Annotated in this window: 13 protein-coding genes; 8 read left to right on the top strand and 5 right to left on the bottom strand. The window is 62.4% G+C overall.

Translation table 11 applies throughout. The features are described 5' to 3' along the window. Positions 1–89: 89 nt before the first annotated feature. Entirely contained in the window at positions 90–1,706 is a 1,617-nt protein-coding gene (locus BSP239C_RS00480; protein WP_101569660.1) for a nuclease-related domain-containing DEAD/DEAH box helicase, read from the top strand. 58 nt (positions 1,707–1,764) lie between these two features. Here the strand turns inward: BSP239C_RS00480 and BSP239C_RS00475 are convergent, their stop codons facing one another. Then, positions 1,765–3,327, bottom strand: coding sequence for an AMP-binding protein (locus BSP239C_RS00475; RefSeq protein WP_101569659.1), 1,563 nt, complete (start codon positions 3,325–3,327; stop codon positions 1,765–1,767). 30 nt (positions 3,328–3,357) lie between these two features. Then, positions 3,358–3,993 carry a TetR/AcrR family transcriptional regulator gene (locus BSP239C_RS00470; protein WP_180958861.1) on the bottom strand — a complete coding sequence of 212 codons (636 nt, stop codon included), beginning with the start codon at positions 3,991–3,993 and terminating at the stop codon, positions 3,358–3,360. 166 nt (positions 3,994–4,159) lie between these two features. On the opposite strand from BSP239C_RS00470, the gene BSP239C_RS00465 reads away from it, so the two are divergent. Continuing rightward, positions 4,160–5,302 (top strand): thiolase family protein, encoded by a 1,143-nt coding sequence (locus BSP239C_RS00465; protein ID WP_101569657.1) that lies wholly within the window; start codon positions 4,160–4,162, stop codon positions 5,300–5,302. A gap of 27 nt (positions 5,303–5,329) precedes the next feature. Then, positions 5,330–6,496: an acyl-CoA dehydrogenase family protein gene (locus BSP239C_RS00460; protein WP_101569656.1), complete on the top strand. Its 1,167-nt coding sequence runs from the start codon at positions 5,330–5,332 to the stop codon at positions 6,494–6,496. A gap of 61 nt (positions 6,497–6,557) precedes the next feature. On the opposite strand, the gene BSP239C_RS00455 is transcribed toward BSP239C_RS00460, so the two are convergent. Further along, positions 6,558–7,529, bottom strand: coding sequence for an NADPH:quinone oxidoreductase family protein (locus BSP239C_RS00455; protein WP_101569655.1), 972 nt, complete (start codon positions 7,527–7,529; stop codon positions 6,558–6,560). 153 nt (positions 7,530–7,682) lie between these two features. Here BSP239C_RS00455 and BSP239C_RS00450 point away from each other — a divergent pair, with 153 nt between their 5' ends. The 5 genes from BSP239C_RS00450 to BSP239C_RS00430 all read left to right on the top strand — a co-directional run bounded on the left by BSP239C_RS00450 (position 7,683) and on the right by BSP239C_RS00430 (position 14,351). Next, positions 7,683–8,717, top strand: coding sequence for a phosphotransferase family protein (locus BSP239C_RS00450; protein WP_101569654.1), 1,035 nt, complete (start codon positions 7,683–7,685; stop codon positions 8,715–8,717). Further along, entirely contained in the window at positions 8,714–9,541 is an 828-nt protein-coding gene (locus tag BSP239C_RS00445) for an SDR family oxidoreductase (RefSeq protein ID WP_101569653.1), read from the top strand. Before BSP239C_RS00450 ends, BSP239C_RS00445 begins: the two co-directional genes overlap by 4 nt. Continuing rightward, positions 9,525–10,730 carry an acyl-CoA dehydrogenase family protein gene (locus tag BSP239C_RS00440; RefSeq protein WP_101569652.1) on the top strand — a complete coding sequence of 402 codons (1,206 nt, stop codon included), beginning with the start codon at positions 9,525–9,527 and terminating at the stop codon, positions 10,728–10,730. Before BSP239C_RS00445 ends, BSP239C_RS00440 begins: the two co-directional genes overlap by 17 nt. 50 nt (positions 10,731–10,780) lie before the next feature. After that, on the top strand, positions 10,781–12,496 hold the full coding sequence (locus BSP239C_RS00435) for a class I adenylate-forming enzyme family protein (protein WP_101569651.1): 1,716 nt from the start codon (positions 10,781–10,783) through the stop codon (positions 12,494–12,496). Between the two features lie 148 nt (positions 12,497–12,644). Next, entirely contained in the window at positions 12,645–14,351 is a 1,707-nt protein-coding gene (locus tag BSP239C_RS00430) for a class I adenylate-forming enzyme family protein (RefSeq protein ID WP_101569650.1), read from the top strand. Here BSP239C_RS00430 and BSP239C_RS00425 read toward each other — a convergent pair. Both BSP239C_RS00425 and BSP239C_RS00420 read right to left on the bottom strand, forming a co-directional pair. Next, positions 14,338–17,016, bottom strand: a complete 2,679-nt coding sequence (locus tag BSP239C_RS00425) for an AAA family ATPase (protein WP_101569649.1) — start codon at positions 17,014–17,016, stop codon at positions 14,338–14,340. The genes BSP239C_RS00430 and BSP239C_RS00425 overlap by 14 nt on opposite strands. After that, positions 17,013–18,146 carry a metallophosphoesterase gene (locus BSP239C_RS00420; RefSeq protein WP_101569648.1) on the bottom strand — a complete coding sequence of 378 codons (1,134 nt, stop codon included), beginning with the start codon at positions 18,144–18,146 and terminating at the stop codon, positions 17,013–17,015. The genes BSP239C_RS00425 and BSP239C_RS00420 overlap by 4 nt, the downstream gene beginning before the upstream one ends. Positions 18,147–18,254: the final 108 nt, after the last annotated feature.

The raw sequence follows: 18,254 nt of genomic DNA, 5'->3' as shown, positions 1-18,254 counted from the left end.
GCGCAGATAGCCTCAGGGTGCTGTTCGGGCCCGCTGGACTCCCAGCGCGCCCGAACAGCATCTGCTGACTATTGGGATAGTCTCGGACCATGGTCACGTTGATCCCACAGCAGCCTGATTTCGCTGATTCCACCGCCGAGGAAACCGTCTGGAATTCCTTGTGCGAACAGCTCCCCGACGAGGCGACAATGGTCCACGGTCAGCGTCTGACCGGTGAAGACAAAGACGTCGAGATCGACATTCTTGTGCTTTGGCCCGGTGTCGGGATCGCCGTCATCGAGGTCAAGGGCGGTCGCGTCAGCGTCGAGGACGGAACCTGGATCACACAGGGTGCGCAAGGGCATCGCAATCGACTCAAGGTTTCCCCACTCGAACAGGCGATGGTCGCCAAGCACACCCTCGTCACCTATCTGAATTCGCGTGTCTCGAAGACACCGGGACCCATCAGTCACCTCGCGGTGCTGCCCTACACCCAGCTGCCCCGGGATTGGGAGCAGCCGGATGCGCCGAGGCGCCAGCTCGTGGACTCCACACAGCTCGATTCGATCGCCGCAGCGATTGCCACCCAAATGCGCTTCGACTTCGATCCTGCCCGCGACGATGTCTTCACCCCACACGAGTTCGTCCTGAAGAACCTGCGGCGGACGAATCAGGCTGTTGAGAATGTACGCATCACGGCCTCAGAGATCTCGGATCGAGCCGATGCACTCAGCCGTGAACAGGCGAAGCTCACCCGCATCCTGCGCCACCAGAACCGCGCAGAGATCAGTGGCGGTGCCGGCTCGGGCAAGACTTATCTGGCGCTCCTCAAAGCCAGAGCTCTCACGCAGGAGGGCAAGAAGGTCGCGCTGATGTGCTATTCGCGGGGGCTGGGGCGTTTTCTCCAGCTCTTCACCGCGCAGTGGCCAGAATCCGACCGGCCGGCGTATGTGGGCCTGTTCCACGATCTGCCGATCTCCTGGGGCGCGGCACCGGGCAGCGATGACGACTCCGACTATTGGGAGCACAATCTTCCCGTTCAGCTCAAGGACCTAGCTGACAGCCGCCCGCGCAAGAGCCTCTTCGACGCCATCGTCATCGATGAGGGCCAGGACTTCAGCCTGCTGTGGTGGGAGGCTGTCCAGTCGTGCCTGCGCAACCAGGTCGAGGGCACCCTCTATGTCTTCACCGATGAGCGGCAGCGGATCTTCGGTCGCGACGGCGAGTCACCGATCACGATGAATCCTATCCAGCTCGATGAGAATCTGCGGAACTCCGAACAGATCGTCGCCGGGTTCGCCCACCTCGCGTTCGAACCACCCATCCCCCGCAACGGACCCGGAGAGGAGATCGAATGGAGCAGGGTCGAGATCGACGATGCCATCGCCGAGGCGGATTCCCAGGTGGAATCGCTCATGGACTCCGGATGGAACCCCGGTGACATCGCCCTGCTGACGACCGGCAGCCGCCACCCTGAGCAGAGATCGATCGTCGAAGCGGAAGGCCCCTCGGCCTATTGGGATCAATTCTTCGCCGCTGAGGACGTCTTCTACGGTCACGTCCTCGGCTTCAAGGGCCTCGAACGTCCCGTCGTCGTCCTTTGTCTCAATGGCTTCCGCGACTCCGAACGAGCCTTGGACATGCTCTACGTCGGAATGTCACGGGCGACCACCAAACTCGTAGTCGTCGGTGATCTCAGCGTCTTCGACCGGATCGAGGACAGCTGAGTGTTCCCGCCCTAGGCATCTTCATCCGGCGAGCGCTCAATCTGTGAGTGCCGAGCACTCAGCCCGTGAACGCAGCGGGGTCGGGCAGTCGACGCTTGACCAACTTCCCTGTCGGTGTCCGCGGCAGCTCGGCCACGAAATAGAACTCGCGGGGAATCTTGAAACGGGCCAGCTTATCGCTCAGCCACATCCGGATCTCGTCCGCCGCTCCGGCTTCGTCGACACCGTCGGCCAGCTGCACGAATGCCACCGGAACCTGCCCCAACTCGTCATCGGACTGTCCTACGACGGCGACATCGGCGATCTGAGGTCGAAGCGCCAACGCATTCTCGATTTCCTGAGGGTAGATGTTGACTCCGCCCGCGATGATCAGGCCAGTAGTTCGCTCGGCGATGTAGAGGTAGCGATCCTCGTCGAGGTACCCCATGTCGCCGGTCGTCGCCCAGGTGTCGGGGTGGTCCGGATGTCTGGATGTCTGCGTCTTCGCATCGTCCTTGTAGTACTCGAACAGGGATCTTGCGTCTTCGAAGTAGATGACGCCGACCTCCCCTGCCGGAAGCTCCTGTCCATCCGGACCGCAGATGTGGACGATGCCTTTGATTCCGTCACGACCGACCGAGCCGGGCTTCTCCAGGGACTGTTCGCTGGTGATCACGGTCAGGCCGATGCTCTCGGTTGCCGCATAGTACTCGTAGAGGACGGGCCCCCACCACTCGATCATCGCCTGTTTGACCTCCGGCGGACAGGGAGCGGCTGCATGGATAGCCACCTCAAGACTGCTGACATCATAGGAGCTGCGGACTGCCTCGGGGAGTTTGAGCATTCGGATGAACATCGTCGGCACCCATTGGGAATGGGTCACGCGATGCTTCTCGACCATCGCCAAAGCAGGCTCGGCCTCGAAATGCGACATGATGACTGCGGTTCCGCCCCTGGCATGCGTCGTCATCACGAAACGCAGTGGCGCAGCATGGTAGAGCGGTGCCGGTGAGAGGTAGACAGTTTCCGAGTCGAAACCGAAGAGCATAGTGAACAGCTTGACGATCGACACATCCTCGTCTTCGATCTGCAGATCTGTCGGCCCGGGCAGGATCCCTTTCGGCCGCCCGGTGGTGCCCGAGGAGTAGAGCATGTCATCCCCTCGCGGTTCGACTACCGGCTTCCTCGCCGAGGCGGCTGCCAGCACCGCCTCATATTCGTCCCAGTCGGCGAATACGTCACCGCCCTCACCCGTGGGGACGGCGTCGATGCGGATCCGGTTCTCCACCTGCTGACACGAAGCCGCCACCTCGGCGGCCGCATCCAGAGCAGTGGAGAGCAGGAAGACCCTGGCGTCGCAGTCGTCGACGATATAGGCCGATTCCGCGGCCGTCAGGTGCGAGTTGACGACTGTGATGATCCCACCGGTGCGCAGCGCCGCCCAGAGTGCCTCGACGATCTCGAAACGGTTCTCTGACATGACGGCGATGTGGTCGCCCTTGACCAATCCTGCGGCGCGCATGTGGTTGGCCAGGCGCAGCGATCTGTCCTCGAGTTGGCCGTAGGTGAGCACGGCATCGGTGTCTGCCATGACGACGGCTGGCTTGTCGGGGGTCTCCGCTGCCCATTTTCCTGGATACATGTCACGTCCTTGTGAGTGTCGGCATTGAGGTCATCCGGTGGTTGTGTGCGCGAGGAGCGTACGCGCGGTTCGCTGCCATTCTCCGATCATCGGTTCGGTTGCGGGGTCGAGGTGGGAGAAGGTGTAGGTTACGGCCATCCCGCGCATGCTGGAGAAGAGAATGTTGAACATGTGCTCGTACCGCTCGGACGCGCAGATCTTCGGCCCGAACAGCTCCCGAGCGTTGTCCCTGACTCGCTCGAGGACCGTCTTCTCATGGTTTCGCACCTTCTCCGCGAGCAGGTCGTCCGTGCGGGAGGCACCCCAGAGCTCGAGTGCGGTGAAGAAGCTCGAATGCATGAGACCGGCCCACAGCGTCAGCACCGCCCAGTCGGATCGCGGTCCCACCTCGGCGGCAGGAGGGCGCTTGCGCATCAGGGAACGGCTGAGATCATCGGTCCGGTCCTCCAGATGACGGTCGAGACGCTGTTCGCCGAGGCGGGCCACCGCGGCCGTGAGCAGCTCCCGTTTCGAGGGGAAATGGTGCAGAAGCCTGCCCCGAGTCACTCCGGCCCTGGATTGAACCTTCATCGTCGTCGTGGCTGAGTAACCCTCGGCGAGCAGGCATTCGATCGTTGCGTCGAGGATGATCTCTCGCGAAAGTGCCGTCCGGTTCGACTGATCCACTGCACTCTCCTCCGCCTGCAGATCGACTGCCCCGTCTACTTACGGTCTATCTTGACTGTTTCTTGGCTTCGTGAAAATCTTAACTCACGATCAGTTATCTGAGTCACATACTCGCCATCGACCTCCAGCTCTCTGACTGCAGGTTCGGCACCTCGAAGGAGCACAGATGAACGACGCAGTCATCGTCGCCGCACGACGTACACCGACCGGCAAGCGCAAGGGCATGCTCTCAGGCATCCATCCGGCCGACCTGGGCGCCATCGCCGTGGCCGATGTCGTCGCCCAGACAGGGATCGATCCAGAAGTCATTGACGACGTGATCTTCGGTTGCGTGTCCCAGTCCGGCGAGCAGACCGGTGACATTGCACGTACCGTCGCCCTCTCCGCAGGACTCCCCGAGTCAGTGCCCGGCGTCACGGTCGACCGGCAATGCGGGTCCTCCCAGCAGGCCGTGCACTTCGCTGCGGCCGGTCTCATCGCCGGACAGTACGACGTCGTCGTCGCAGGCGGCGTCGAGTCCATGTCCCGCGTCCCCATGGGCTCATCTGCCGCTGGCCAGTCCCCGTACGGGCAGAAGTTCAATGCCCGCTATGACGACGTCACGCCGAATCAGGGCATCGGCGCTGAGATGATCGCAGAACAATGGAAGCTGAGTCGCACCCAACTGGACGAACTCGCCGTGCGTTCCCACGAACTCGCAGCCGCAGCCACCGATGCCGGTCGCTTCGAATCCCAGATCATCACTGTGAGCACCGAAAGCGGAGACCTCAGAACCGATGAGGGCATTCGCCGCGGCACCAGCGTGGACAAGCTGGCTGGTCTCGACACCGTGTTCAAGCAGGACGGCGTCGTCACCGCAGGCAACGCCTCCCAGATCTCCGACGGTTCGGCAGCCATGCTGATGATGACCTCAGCCAAGGCGAAGGAACTGGGCCTGACCCCGATTGCGAAGGTGCACACGGCCGTCCTCGCCGGCGCCGATCCCGTCATCATGCTTACCGGCCCCATCCCCGCAACTGCGAAGGCGCTGAAGAAATCCGGGCTCTCCGTCGACGACATCGGAGTCTTCGAGATCAACGAAGCCTTCGCCTCGGTGCCGTTGGCCTGGCTGCAGGAAACCGGAGCCGACATCAAACGCCTCAACCCGAATGGCGGGGCCATCGCTCTGGGCCACCCACTCGGCGGCTCGGGTGCGAGGCTGATGACGACGATGATCCACCACATGCAGCAGCAGGGAATCCGCTACGGACTGCAGTCGATGTGCGAGGGCGGCGGCCAAGCCAACGCCACCATCCTCGAACTGCTCTGAACCCGTTTGACGAAGAGGACACCACCCATGAAGAGAAACCTGTACAACGAGGACCACGAAGCCTTCCGCGGCACCGTCGCCACCTTCCTCGACCGTGAGGTCGTGCCCCACGTCGAAGCCTGGGAGGAAGAGCACCTCGTCGACCGATCAATGTGGAAGAAGGCCGCCGAGGCGGGCGTCATCGGCCTGACCATCCCCGAGGAATTCGGTGGAGCCGGAGTCGATGACTTCCGATTCGAGATGGTCCGCAGCGAAGAGATCGCCCGGCGAGGCGTCGGCGGGACGACAAGTGGATGGGGCGTATCCGACGGTATCGTTCCCGGCTACCTCCTGGCCTTCGGCACCCAGGCTCAGAAGGAGAAATACCTGCCAGGCCTCGCCTCGGGCGAGGCGATCGGTGCGATCGCCATGACCGAGCCGAATGCCGGCTCTGACCTCCAAGGCATCACGACTAAGGCTGTGCGCGACGGAGACGACTGGGTGATCAACGGCGCGAAGACTTTCATCACCAATGGCTACCACTGCGACTTCGTCATCGTCGTCGCCCGCACGAACCCCGACGCCAAGCCGTCCCAGGGGACTTCACTGTTCATCGTCGACGACGGCATTCCGGGCTTTGAACGCGGGCGAAAGCTCAAGAAGCTCGGCATGGACGCCCAGGACACATCGGAGCTGTCCTTCTCCGATGTGCGCGTGCCCGCCGATGCTCTCCTCGGCGAACTCGACCAAGGGTTCATCCACCTCATGGTCAACCTGCCGACCGAGCGCATGCTCATCGGTTCGGGAACACTGGCCGGCGCCAGAGCAGCACTTGCGTGGACGGGCGAATACGTCTTCACCCGGCCAGCCTTCGGACAGACGATCGGGGACTTCCAGAACACGCGTTTCGAACTCGCCGAGCTCGAAACCCGCGTCGATGCCCTTGAAGCATTCGTCGACCGCTGTGCGCTGGCGCTCAACGCCGGTGAGCTGACTCCCGTCGATGCGGCGAAGGCGAAGTACCTGGGCTCCGACCTCGAGATCGAGGTCATCAACAGGTGCCTGCAGCTCTTCGGCGGCTATGGTTACATGCTCGAATACCCGATCACCCGAGCATTCAAGGACAGCCGGGTCCAGGCGATCTTCGGCGGATCGAACGAGGTTATGAAGGAACTCGTCGGCCGCGACATCGCCAAGCGCTACCGCCAAAAGTGACGCGTGCGGTGCTGCGGTGGTTTGCCCACAGCCGCACCGCACAATTGTGTTTCAGTGTTCCCTATTCGCCTTTGACTTCGAGGAGCACCTTGCCCTGCACACTGCGGGAATCGAGTTCGCCGATCGCCTTCGCGGCGTCGCTGAGCGGATAGGTGCCGTGAATCGCCGGGTTGAGCTTACCTGCCGCCACATAGGCGGCGATCGAATCCCACTGTTCGGCAATGTAGCCGGGCCGCTCGCGGGTCGCGGCTCCCCACGCCACACCATCGACGGAGATGTTCTTCAGCAGCAGACGATTGACCTTGACCGAAGGGATCTCACCGGCGGTGAATCCGAGGACAAGAAGGCGACCATAGGGGGCGAGGACTCGGGTCGAGTCCGTGAAGCGGGCCCCGCCGACCGGGTCGAAGACATAGTCGACTCCGTCCGGGTAGATCTCCTTGGTCGCGTCCTTGAACCCCTCGGCCATGACCACGTGGGTGGCACCGAGTTCGCGGACGGTCTGAGCCTTGGCCTCGGTCGATACCACGCCGATGACCTCGAGGCCCATGGCCAGCGCCATCTGCACCGCCGCTGATCCGAGTCCGCCGGCGGCGCCGTGGACGAGGATGGATTGTCCTGCCTTGGCCTGCGCCCTCAAGCGCAACGCAAAGTCCGCGGTGAGCACGTTCATCGGCATTCCCGCCGCATGCGCCAGACTGATGCCATCAGGCACGGGCACCGTCTGCTCGTCGTTGACCACCATGAATTCGGCGAACGAGCCTTTGCCGGGAATTGCGGCCACACGGTCGCCCACGGAGAACCGGGATCCCGGGCCCGCCTCGGCGACGATGCCGGCAGCCTCCGACCCGAGAACGAAAGGCAGGTCGTGCTTGACCTGGTACATGCCCCGGGTCTGGAGCAGTTCGGGGAACGTCACGCCGGCATAGGCGACCTCAATGAGGACCTCACCTTGCCCCGGGCTTGGCCGGTCGACCTCGGCGAGCTCTACATCATCTGGTCCGGTCAAGGCGGCAACGCGAATGGCTCTCATGATTTCCTCACTGTGGATGAAAGAAGCTTGGGATGGCCCACTCATCACTATCACATTCGGTGGTGACCGGCATCACGATTTCAGCTTGACTCCCACGCTCCGTTTGAATACTGTGATTGAAACTGAACGATTGTTCACTCGGGAGGGTCGACGTTGACCACAGCACCTGCAGGATTCGATGCTTCAACCATCGGAGCATGGATTGAGTACCGGTTCGGAGTCACGGACTTCGACGTCGAAGTCATGTCCATCGGACGCTCAAATCTCACATTCACCATCACCGTGGACGGACTCCCGCGCTGGGTGCTCCGACGTCCACCGCTCGGGCATTCCGGCGGAAGCGCGCACAACGTTTCGCGGGAGGGCAGGATCATGGCCGCGTTGTCCGACAGCCCCGTTCCAGTCCCCCATGTCATCGACATCGTCGACGATCCTGAGATCCTCGACGTACCCTTCGTCTTCATGGATCACTGCCCCGGGTTCGCCATCAACGAACCCGCCGATTGGGCGCAGATCCCCGATGGCCCGGGACTCAACGACAAGCGCGCGTGCGCGTTCGGCATGGTCGACACGTTGGCGGCAATCCATCGCGTCGACATCGACGAGGTGGGACTCGGCGACCTGCGCCGCAACGGCGGGCTCATCGAACGGCAGCTGCGACGCTGGCTCGGACAGGTTGAAGAGATCTCGATGCGCGACATCCCCATCATCCGCGAAGTCCACGACGCCCTGGCCGAGAGAATGCCCGACCCGGCCGGCAGCCCAGTCGGCCTGGCTCACGGAGATTTCAAGCCCAACAACATGATCTTTGCCCCGGGCGGTGCGGTCAACGCGGTCGTCGACTGGGAGCTCACCGCCGTCGGCGAGGTGCTCACCGATCTGGGCTACTTCGTCGCGATGCTCACGGTGCCCACCGACTACACGAGCATCTGGGTTCCTACCCCCAACCTCGGCTTCCCGGAGGCTGAGGAGATCATCGACCGCTACCAAGAGGTCAGCGGACACGAGGTCCACGACGTCGGTTACTACGAGGCCTTCGCGATGTGGAAGCTCGCGTGCATCCGCGAAGGTGTCTACACACGCCTGGTGACCGGCAAGATGGGCGACCTCGACTTCGATCCGGAAGCCGCCGGTGCCGGAGTCGAAGACCTCGCACGGCAGGCCCTGACACTTCTGGAGAAATCATGAGCAGCCTCGCGAATACCAAGGCCATCGTCACCGGGGCCGCCGGTGGCATCGGTGCGGCATTGGCGACCGAACTGATCGTGCGCGGAGCCACCGTCGTCCTCGCCGACCTGTCCGCGACTGTCACCGACACCGCCGCCGGGCTCCATTCCGGTGCGCACGCGTGGGTGGGGGACGTGTCCTCGGTCGACGGAATCGACGATCTCATCGCCTTCGCCGACGACCGCCTCGGCGGGGTCGACATGTACTTTGCGAACGCCGGCATCATCGGGCCTGCTGGTCTCGGCGATTCCGACGGAGATTGGGACGCAATCATCGACGTCAACCTGCGCGCCCACATCCGCGCAGCTCAAGCCCTCATCCCCCGCTGGCAGGAAGCCGGATCAGGATATTTCGTCGCAACCGCCTCGGCGGCCGGCCTGCTCACCCAGATCGGATCGGCCGCGTATTCGGTGACCAAACATGCCTCGGTCGGGTTCGCCGAATGGCTGTCCCTGACCTACCGCGACGACGGCATCCGGGCCTCGGTCATCGCCCCGATGGGCGTCGACACGAACCTGCTGCGCGACAGCGGTGCCGACGGACCGGCACAGTCCGCGGTCACCGAGGCCGGCGAGGTGCACACGCCCGCGGCCGTCGCAAACGTCGCCCTCGATGCCGTCGAGGCTGAGCAGTTCCTCATCCTCCCCCACCCCGAGGTGCTCGACATGTACCGCATGAAGGGCAGCGACTACGACCGTTGGCTCAAGGGCATGAGCCGCTATCAGCACCGACTCAACGAAGCGAACCGACTCAACGAGGAGACCACACATGCTGGAAACAAGTGAACGCAGCCGCGATTACCAGGAGCGCCTGACAACGTTCATGAACGACTTCGTCTACCCCGCGGAGTCCGTCTATGCCGAGCAGATGGCGGCGGCAGACAGCCCGCACACTCAGCCGCAGATCCTCGAGGACCTCAAGGCCGAGGCCAAGAGCCAGGGACTGTGGAACCTCTTCCATCCCGACCCCGAGTGGGGCCCGGGACTGACGAACCTCGAGTACGCACCCCTTGCCGAGATCACCGGCCACAGCATCGAGATCGCTCCCGAATCCATCAACTGCAACGCTCCCGACACCGGCAACATGGAAGTCTTCACCCGCTTCGGCACCGATGAGCACAAGGAGAAATACCTCAAACCTCTGCTCAACGGAGAGATCGCCTCGGCGTTCGCAATGACCGAACCCGCGGTTGCCAGCTCCGATGCCACGAACGTCGAGATGCGCATGGAGCCCACCGAGGACGGGTTCGTCCTCAACGGCCGCAAATGGTTCGCTTCCAACGGCATGCACCCCAATTGCCGTGTCCTCATCGTCATGGGCAAAACCTCCCCCGATGCCGAGGTGCACCGTCAGCAGTCGATGCTCGTAGTTCCGATCGATGCCCCCGGTGTCACCGTGGTCCGCAACCTGCCCGTCTTCGGTTACCACGATCGGGAGGGCCACGCCGAGATCACGTTTGAAAACGTCAAGGTCCCTGCCAGCGACATCCTCAAGGGCGAAGGTGAGGGGTTCGCGATCAGCCAGGCCCGCCTGGGTCCAGGTCGCATCCACCACTGCATGCGTGCCATCGGTGCGGCCGAACGGGCGCTGGAGCTCATGGTCAAACGCGCCGAGGAGCGGGTGACCTTCGGTGAGAAGCTGTCGTCTCGCGCGAATATTCAGGACTGGATCGCCGAGGCCCGGATCGAGATCGATCAGGCCAGGTTGCTGACATTGCATGCTGCGGACATGATGGACAAGCACGGCAACAAGGTCGCGAAGAACGAGATCGCTGAGATCAAGGTCGTCGCCCCGGCCATGGCGCTGAAGATCATTGATCGTGCGATCCAGGTCCACGGCGGCGCCGGTGTCACCGAGGACTTCCCGCTGGCCAGCATGTGGGCGCACATGCGCACCCTGCGTCTGGCCGACGGTCCTGATGAGGTCCACAAACGTTCGATCGCCCGCAACGAGATCAAGAAGTATCGTAAGTAAGTCCAGCACATCCTGTTCGACATCCATTCAACGACGAAGGAAGCGAAGCAATGAGCAGTTGGTTTGACACCCGGCCCTGGCTGAAGACCTGGGGAGATCTCGCGAATAACCCCTACACCCTCGAGAAGTCCACCACTCTCCAAGACCTGGCGTCGACGGTCGCCTCATACGGCGACGAAGAGGCCATCAGCTACTACGGATTCGGCCTGACCTGGTCGCAGTTCGACCAGTATTCCACGGCGTTCGCCGCCTATCTGGTGGAACGGGGAATCACCGCCGGCGATCGCGTCGCGATCTATGAGCAGAACACTCCCGCCTTCATGATCGCCACCTACGGCATCTGGAAGACCGGAGGCGTCGTCGTCCCGCTCAACCCCATGTATCGCGGGGAACTGGAGCACATCTTCGCCGACGCCGAGGTGAAGGGACTTGTGGTCTCGAAAGCAGCATTCCTGGGCCGGGTGGCTCCGTATGCGGCGGCCCTGCCTGTTGTCGTGCTCAGCGATGACCGGAGCTATCAGGTCGATGGTCCCGATGCGATCTTCTCTATGTTCGATGAACTGCCCGGAACACCTGGCGAGAATCCCGGCATGGGCCAGACACCGAACCTCCCTGATTTCCAGGCCGTTGTCGAGTCCCATCTGGGTACCGATTTCACGGCGGTCATCCCAACTCCTGAGGACGAGGCGATCGTTGTCTACACCTCCGGGACTTCTGGCAAGGCAAAGGGCGCTTCCGGATCTCATGCCTCGGTGTCGAGCAACTCACGCTACTGTGTGCGGACACCGACCTTCGAGCCAGGTGATGGCTTCCTCACGCTGGCCCCGGTTTTCCACATCACGGGGTTCATCTGCCAGTTCATCGCTGGAGTCAGTGGTGGTGCTCGGCTGATCCCCAACTATCGGTTCGAGCCGGGAACTCTTCTCGAACTCTTCCTGCGGGAGAAGCCGACGTATATGGCGGGGCCAGCCACGGTCTATACGGCGATGCTTGCCCATCCCGCTGCGACTGCAGAACACTTCGCGTCGTTCAAGCGGATCATGTCGGGTGGAGCTCCCCTGCCCGAGGGACTGGTGAACAAGTTCATGGACAAGACCGGTGTCTACATCGGGCAGGGATACGGCCTGACTGAAACATGCGCGCAGGCCGCCACTGTCCCGCCCGGGCTGAAGGCGCCGGTGGATCCCGACAGCGGCAATCTCTCCTGCGGTCTGCCGCAGCCAGACACGATGATTCGCATCCTCGATGATGCCGGCGAACCGTTGGGACCCGATGAGATCGGCGAAGTCGCCATCTCTGGCCCTGAGGTCGTCTCCGCCTACATCAACAATGAGAAGGCCACGGCCGAGCAGATCCCAGATGGGGAGCTGCGCACCTGCGATGTCGGCTATATGAACGACGAAGGATGGCTGTTCATCGTCGACCGTAAGAAGGACATGATCAACGCCTCCGGCTTCAAGGTCTGGCCGCGGGAAGTCGAAGATGTCCTGTACATGCATCCCGCGATTCAGGAGGCAGCAGTTGTCGGCATTCCCGATGAGTATCGGGGAGAGAGTGTTGCTGCGTTTGTGACTCTGCAGTCAGGTCCCGAAGCCGACGAGGTCACCGAGGCCTCTATCGTCGAGTTCTGTCGCGAGAAGCTGGCCTCCTTCAAGGCTCCACGTCGGGTGACCATCATCGACGAGCTGCCGAAGACGAGCTCCGGCAAGATTCTGCGGCGCACCATTCGTGCCGATGCGGTTGCCGCAGCCAAGGCCGCGCAATAGGCAGCCGGCACGAACTGAACGGTACAGCACCCGATCCTGCCGCTATTCGATCGTTCGATTGCTCTCGGCAGGCAGTCGCAGTAGCGTACTTCTATGGAGCCGGTGACGTGCGCCGACCTGAAGAAACACGAAGAAGGTAAATTCGGATATGAGCGATTGGTGCGAGACGCGACCCTGGTTGGCAACACTGGGCGAGGATGCTCCACGGCCCTACAGACTGGAAGCGTCGACGCCTCTTGCGGATTTGTCCGACACCGTTGAACACCACGGCGAGCGAGAAGCCATCAGCTACTACGGCTTCTCGCTCACCTGGTCGCAGTTCGACCGCTGGTCGACAGCTTTCGCCGCGTACCTGGCGGCGCAGGGAATCACTCGCGGGGACAGGGTGGGCATCTATGACCAGAACACCCCGGAATTCGCTCTCGCCGCCTTCGGCATCTGGAAAGCAGGCGGCACCGTCGTCCCGCTCAACCCAATGTATCGCGGGGAACTCGAACATATCTTCTCAACTGCCGAGGTCAAGGGCCTCGTCGTGTCGAAAGCCACCTACCTCGACCGGGTCAAGCCATATGCACAATCGCTTCCCGTGGTCGTGCTCAGCGATGACCTCAGCTATCAGGTTCACGGCCCGGAGGCCATCTTCTCCGGGTTCGCGAATCTACCAGCGACTCCTGAGCTCGACCTTGTCCACGAGATCATTGAGGCCTACCTCGAGACTGACTTCACTCCTTTCACTCCCTTGCCTGACGACGATGCGCTCGTGGTGTTCACATCAGGGACTTCCGGTAAGTCCAAGGGTGCGCTTGCATCGCACGGCAACGTCTCGAACAATGCTCGCCAGACCGTGCGCACCGCAGCATTCGCACCCGGTGATGGCTTCGCGACGTTGGCGCCGCTGTTCCACATCACCGGTTTCGTCAGCCAGTTCATCGCTGCTGTGGCCGGTGGTGCCCGACTCATCCTCAACTATCGCTTCGCGCCGGGTCCGATGCTGGAGCTGTGCCGGCGTGAACGGCCGACCTATATGGTCGGACCGGCGACTGTGTACACGGCGATGTTGGCGCATCCTGATTTCACGAGGGATCATTTCTCCTCGTTCACACGCCTCAAGTCGGGTGGCGCTCCGTTGCCCGAGGGCCTAGTCAGCAAGTTCGAGGACAGGACCGGTCTCTACCTCGCTCAAGGCTATGGTCTGACTGAAACCTGCGCTCAGGCCGCGACAGTGCCCACGAATCTGCGTGCTCCGGTGGATGAGAACAGCGGGAACCTCGCGTGCGGACTCCCCCAAGCGGACACGATGATCCGGATCCTCGATGCCTCGGGTCAGGCGCTGGGGCCCAACGAGATCGGGGAGATCGCAATCTCCGGCCCTCAGGTGATCTCCGAGTATCTCAATGACCCGCAGGCCACAGCCGAGCAGATTCCCGGCGGGGAGCTGCGCACGGGCGACGTGGGTTTCATGGATTGCGAAGGGTGGCTCTTCGTCGTCGACCGGATGAAAGACATGATCAACGCCTCCGGTTTCAAGGTGTGGCCGCGTGAAGTCGAGGATGTCCTCTACACTCATCCGGCCATCCAGGAGGCCGCAGTTGTCGGCATTCCCGATGAGTACCGTGGCGAGGACGTTGCTGCGTTCGTCACGCTCGCTCCCGGCGCCGAGGCCGACGCTGTCAGCGAGTCCGACATCATCGCCTACTGCCGCGAACATCTCGCTTCGTTCAAGGCTCCGCACCGGGTGACGTTCATCGGTGAGCTGCCGAAGACGACTTCGGGCAAGATCCTCCGGCGGACGCTGCGAGAGGATGCTGTCGAGGCAGCTCAGGATGCGCGCGAGGCCGCGCTCAGCTCAGACTGACCGTCGTTGCTCCGCCGATGTTCCCGAAGCGGTCGGGCTGGCAGGTGAGCAGGATGACCTGAGCGCGCTGACCGACTGTACCGAGGATGACGTTGAGAGCGTTGAGACGCTCAGCATCGGCGAAGCCGAAGGCATCGTCGAGAATGACCGGTGCCCCAGAATCACTGTCGACGAGCGTGGCCACAGCGAGGCGGCCGATGAGTGCCAGCTGCTCCTTCGTGCCTCCGGAGAGTGATTCGAATGCAACGGTGCGTTCATTGAGTGTCCGTGAGACGATTTCGAGGTTCTCCGACACTTCGACGGAGAGTCCCGGTCCGAAGACCAGTCGTCCCAGTCGCTCGATCTGTTCCTTGAACGGAGCCACATATTTCCGCTGTGCTTCTTCCTTGTGCGCAAGAACCGTGGACCGCAGCAGGTCGATTGCTCGGGCCTGGCGTCTCAGACGTGACAGTCTCCGACGTGCCGATTCCATGGTCTCTTCGGCGGCAGCGAGCTTCTCGTAGATGCCTTCGCTCGCACGGTCGTCGATGAGTGCCGACAGCTGGTCGACTTTCTGCCGGTCGGTCTCCCGCTGCGTCTCCTTGCTGAGCACCAGTTGGCGGGCGTTCTGCAGCTGCATCTCCAACGTCTCGGGGTCGGCAGCCTCGTAGTTCGCTCTGGCCTCTGTCACCTTCGCAGCAATGGCCTCGGACTCCGATGCCGCCGCCTTCACTGCAGTTTCGAGATCCTCATCCGCTGCTGCGGCTCGGGCCTGTTCAAGTGATTCCTTCAGACGAACGTGCTGTGCGCTCGCTTCCTGCAGCGTCGTCTGGGCGCGGACGGTGGCGACGCGTGCTTCATCACGTGACGTGCGGAGACGGTCGAGATTTGTCCGGGCAGCATCGAGGTCACGCTGTGCTGTGTCGGCGGCCTTCTCTGCCTCCTCGACGGCAGCTTCGAATTCCTTGATGCTGCGGGTGGCGGTGGTATCAGCCTCATCAGCCGTGTCGGTCTCACGTTCTGCAGATGATTCGCCGTCTGCACTGTCGTCATCGCCTGTGCTGTCTTCGACGTTTGCACCGGCCAGTTCCTGAGCTCGGGCCAATTTCGCTTCGAGGGTCGTGCGCTCTTCGTTGCCCAGCAGCGCCTTGAGAGTCGACGTCGATTCGGCCAGGACAGCTTCGGCATCGGCCCGCCGGTGGGCCCGCTCTCGTGCCTGCTCGACCGAATCGACTCCAAGCCGTTCACACTCGGCATCGAAGGCCCTCTTCGCCGAAGTGATCGCTTGGTCCAGTTCTGCTGGTGAGATTCCCGGCCGGATGGTGATGTCGGCGATTCCGCCGATCGTGATATGCACGTCTTTGACGACAGCAACGTCTTCAGTGGCCCCTTGCCCGACGATCGCATCATCGACCGTCACCGCTTGGTCTCCGACTTGGGTGGCGACGATCCGCGCCGCCGCGGACGTCTTCGCGTTCTCGGCGATGCGCAGGTCTGTCGCCAGCGAGTTCAGTGTCTCGACTTCCCGGCTGGTCACCGCGATCGATGCGATGGTCGCCTGCGCTTGGGTTCGACGTTCGTCATGGTCTCTGACGGTCTCGAGGCGCTGGCTCAGATCGGTCAGATCTGCCCGGGCACGAGCCCGTGTGAGTTCACGAGTCAGATCCTTCGCCGAGGAACGCGAGGCGTTGAGCACCTCCTGCTTCGCATCGACGGCCTTCTGCGCTGTTTCGAACTCTGTGTCCTGTTCCTTCTGAGAGGATTCCAGCTCGGATACTTCTTTGGAACCAGCGTCCACGGCGTCTTCGGCTGCGGTCACTTCTTCGATGAGCGTTGTACGGCGGTCCAAGGACTCCCGAGCGATCTGTTCATCCCGAGCAGCGGATTTCGCGCGATCGGTGACCTGGTCGAGGACGGTTTTGAGCTCCGCAATCGCTGCCGAGGCCTTCTCTGCCTCTTCCTTGTCCTCGCTGGCCTGCGTCAACTGGATGCGCACGGTCTCCATTCGTGCCGCGGCCCGTGCATGATTGTCGACGAGGTCATCCATTCCGCGACTGCGTTCGAGCAGGTCCTCATAGGCGGCCTCGACGACAGGCACCTGCGCGATGAGTTCCTTGTACTCCCCCGTCTCCCGCCCCTTGGCGGTGAAGTACTTCAGGTACTTGGCCTCAACCCGGTCGAGGAAGTCATCGTGATCAGCGACTTCGGCGCCGGATTCGCTCAAGGCGCTGTGAAGTGCCTTGATCTGTGCCAGGGGTGCCTGTGCCAGGCTCTCCCCCTGCGCCACGTCGAGTGCAACGAGAAGGTCGACGTCGACGGTCTCGTCGAGGATCGCAAGGAACCTGTCGTGGGCATCGTCGCTGCTCAGCTGCTCGGGGGCCGGCCGCAGGACATTGAGCTGCGTCTCCTGCTGTTTGAGCCACCGTTTGCGATATTTGAGCTCATAGCCGCCGGTGCTCAGATGCAGCTCGACTTCAGGGCCCACATCGGCTCCGACGGGCTGTATGTCTTTGATGCTGCCTTTGCGTGAGCTCGATTTGTCGTCACGAAGGTGAGTGATGGCTTGGTGGATCGAAGATTTCCCGACCTCGTTCGGCCCTTCGACGACAGTGACGCCATCCGTGAATTCGACGCGCGCATCCGTGATCCCGCGATAGTTCTGCAGGTGGATGGAATGGAGTTTCATGATCCGCTCCTTGCAAACCGGTAGAGCAGTCCCAGGGCATCCTGTGCGACCACCGCGCTTTCCTCGTCGCCGGCCGCCTGCGTGGAGAGTTCGTCGAGCGATTCCTGCAGGTATCCGCTCAATCCCAGTCCGGCGAAGTCGTCATCGGCGGCGATGACTGCGATGTCGGTGTGTCGTTCCCACAGGGAGACGACAGCGAAGAGGTCCGAGGCGTGGTCGAGGATTTCATCGAGCTTCGTCTTAGCTGCAGTCGAGAGTGTTCCGCGCAGGATCAACCAGACAGCCGTCCGGTCCTTGTCGGGAATATCGGCCAGCCGCTGCTCGAAATGGGTGATGTCGTCATAGGAGTTCACGTCCTCCTCGACGACGAGATAGGACCAGGCTCCGACGTGCACCTTCTCCACGGAACTAGCATGAGTTTCGGGGTCGATATCGACAAGGAGGATATTTCCCGGATCGTCCTCGCGGCGCGATGTCACCTCGGGAGCGCCCGGGTACCAGATGCGTTCAGTCACCGCATGGGTTGCGTGCCTATCACCCAATGCGACGAATTGGGCTCGGTCCTCGATCAGCACGCTTCGGAGGGAAGCGTCATCGATGGTCGCCAGCGAATCCCGGTCGGGGTTAAGGGAACTCACGGCCCCGTGACCGGCGATGATGCGCACATTCCCCGGGGCCACCTCGACGAGGTTCCGGGTTGCCTGAGCCAGCAGATCGGCCTGAGGACGCTTGGAGAACCATGGGGCGCCGACGATTTCGACGCCGGGGATGACGTCGAACGGTTCGCTGTCACGCAGGACGTGCACGTGGTCTGGCTGACGAGAGGTGAAATCCGAGGAGTCGTAGATAGAGGCAGCGTCGAGAGGATCGTGGTTACCCGGCAGCAGAACGACGGGCACAGTGAAGGTGTTGAGGACTTCGAAGGTGCGGGAGACGATCGCACGGTCGAGCTGGTTCGACTCGAAGACATCTCCGCAGACGAGGACGAATTCACAGTCGCGTTCGGCCGCGATCTCACCGATCCGCGCGACAGCGTCGAGGCGGGCACGGTGGAACCGGGGGCGGGCTTCGGCGCTGAGGTAGTGAGCCGTCATGCCCAGCTGCCAGTCACCAGTGGCGACGAATCTCATGGGTTCCTCCTCGGGGTCTCCCCCATCCTATGTATTCAGACCCCACCCTACGATTCGACACTGACATGGCATGTGAGGCGAGTCATATTCACCGGGAGTGCACCCAGC

The organism is Brevibacterium sp. 239c (assembly GCF_900169365.1).
Classification (GTDB): Bacteria; Actinomycetota; Actinomycetes; order Actinomycetales; family Brevibacteriaceae; genus Brevibacterium.
This window is presented reverse-complemented; position numbering and strand designations above follow the sequence as displayed.

Coding starts and splice junctions, on each gene's coding strand:
- BSP239C_RS00480 (WP_101569660.1), top strand. CDS start 90: ATGGTCACGTTGATCCCACAGCAGCCTGATTTCGCTGATTCCACCGCC.
- BSP239C_RS00475 (WP_101569659.1), bottom strand. CDS start 3,327: ATGTATCCAGGAAAATGGGCAGCGGAGACCCCCGACAAGCCAGCCGTC.
- BSP239C_RS00465 (WP_101569657.1), top strand. CDS start 4,160: ATGAACGACGCAGTCATCGTCGCCGCACGACGTACACCGACCGGCAAG.
- BSP239C_RS00460 (WP_101569656.1), top strand. CDS start 5,330: ATGAAGAGAAACCTGTACAACGAGGACCACGAAGCCTTCCGCGGCACC.
- BSP239C_RS00455 (WP_101569655.1), bottom strand. CDS start 7,529: ATGAGAGCCATTCGCGTTGCCGCCTTGACCGGACCAGATGATGTAGAG.
- BSP239C_RS00445 (WP_101569653.1), top strand. CDS start 8,714: ATGAGCAGCCTCGCGAATACCAAGGCCATCGTCACCGGGGCCGCCGGT.
- BSP239C_RS00440 (WP_101569652.1), top strand. CDS start 9,525: ATGCTGGAAACAAGTGAACGCAGCCGCGATTACCAGGAGCGCCTGACA.
- BSP239C_RS00435 (WP_101569651.1), top strand. CDS start 10,781: ATGAGCAGTTGGTTTGACACCCGGCCCTGGCTGAAGACCTGGGGAGAT.
- BSP239C_RS00430 (WP_101569650.1), top strand. CDS start 12,645: ATGAGCGATTGGTGCGAGACGCGACCCTGGTTGGCAACACTGGGCGAG.
- BSP239C_RS00425 (WP_101569649.1), bottom strand. CDS start 17,016: ATGAAACTCCATTCCATCCACCTGCAGAACTATCGCGGGATCACGGAT.
- BSP239C_RS00420 (WP_101569648.1), bottom strand. CDS start 18,146: ATGAGATTCGTCGCCACTGGTGACTGGCAGCTGGGCATGACGGCTCAC.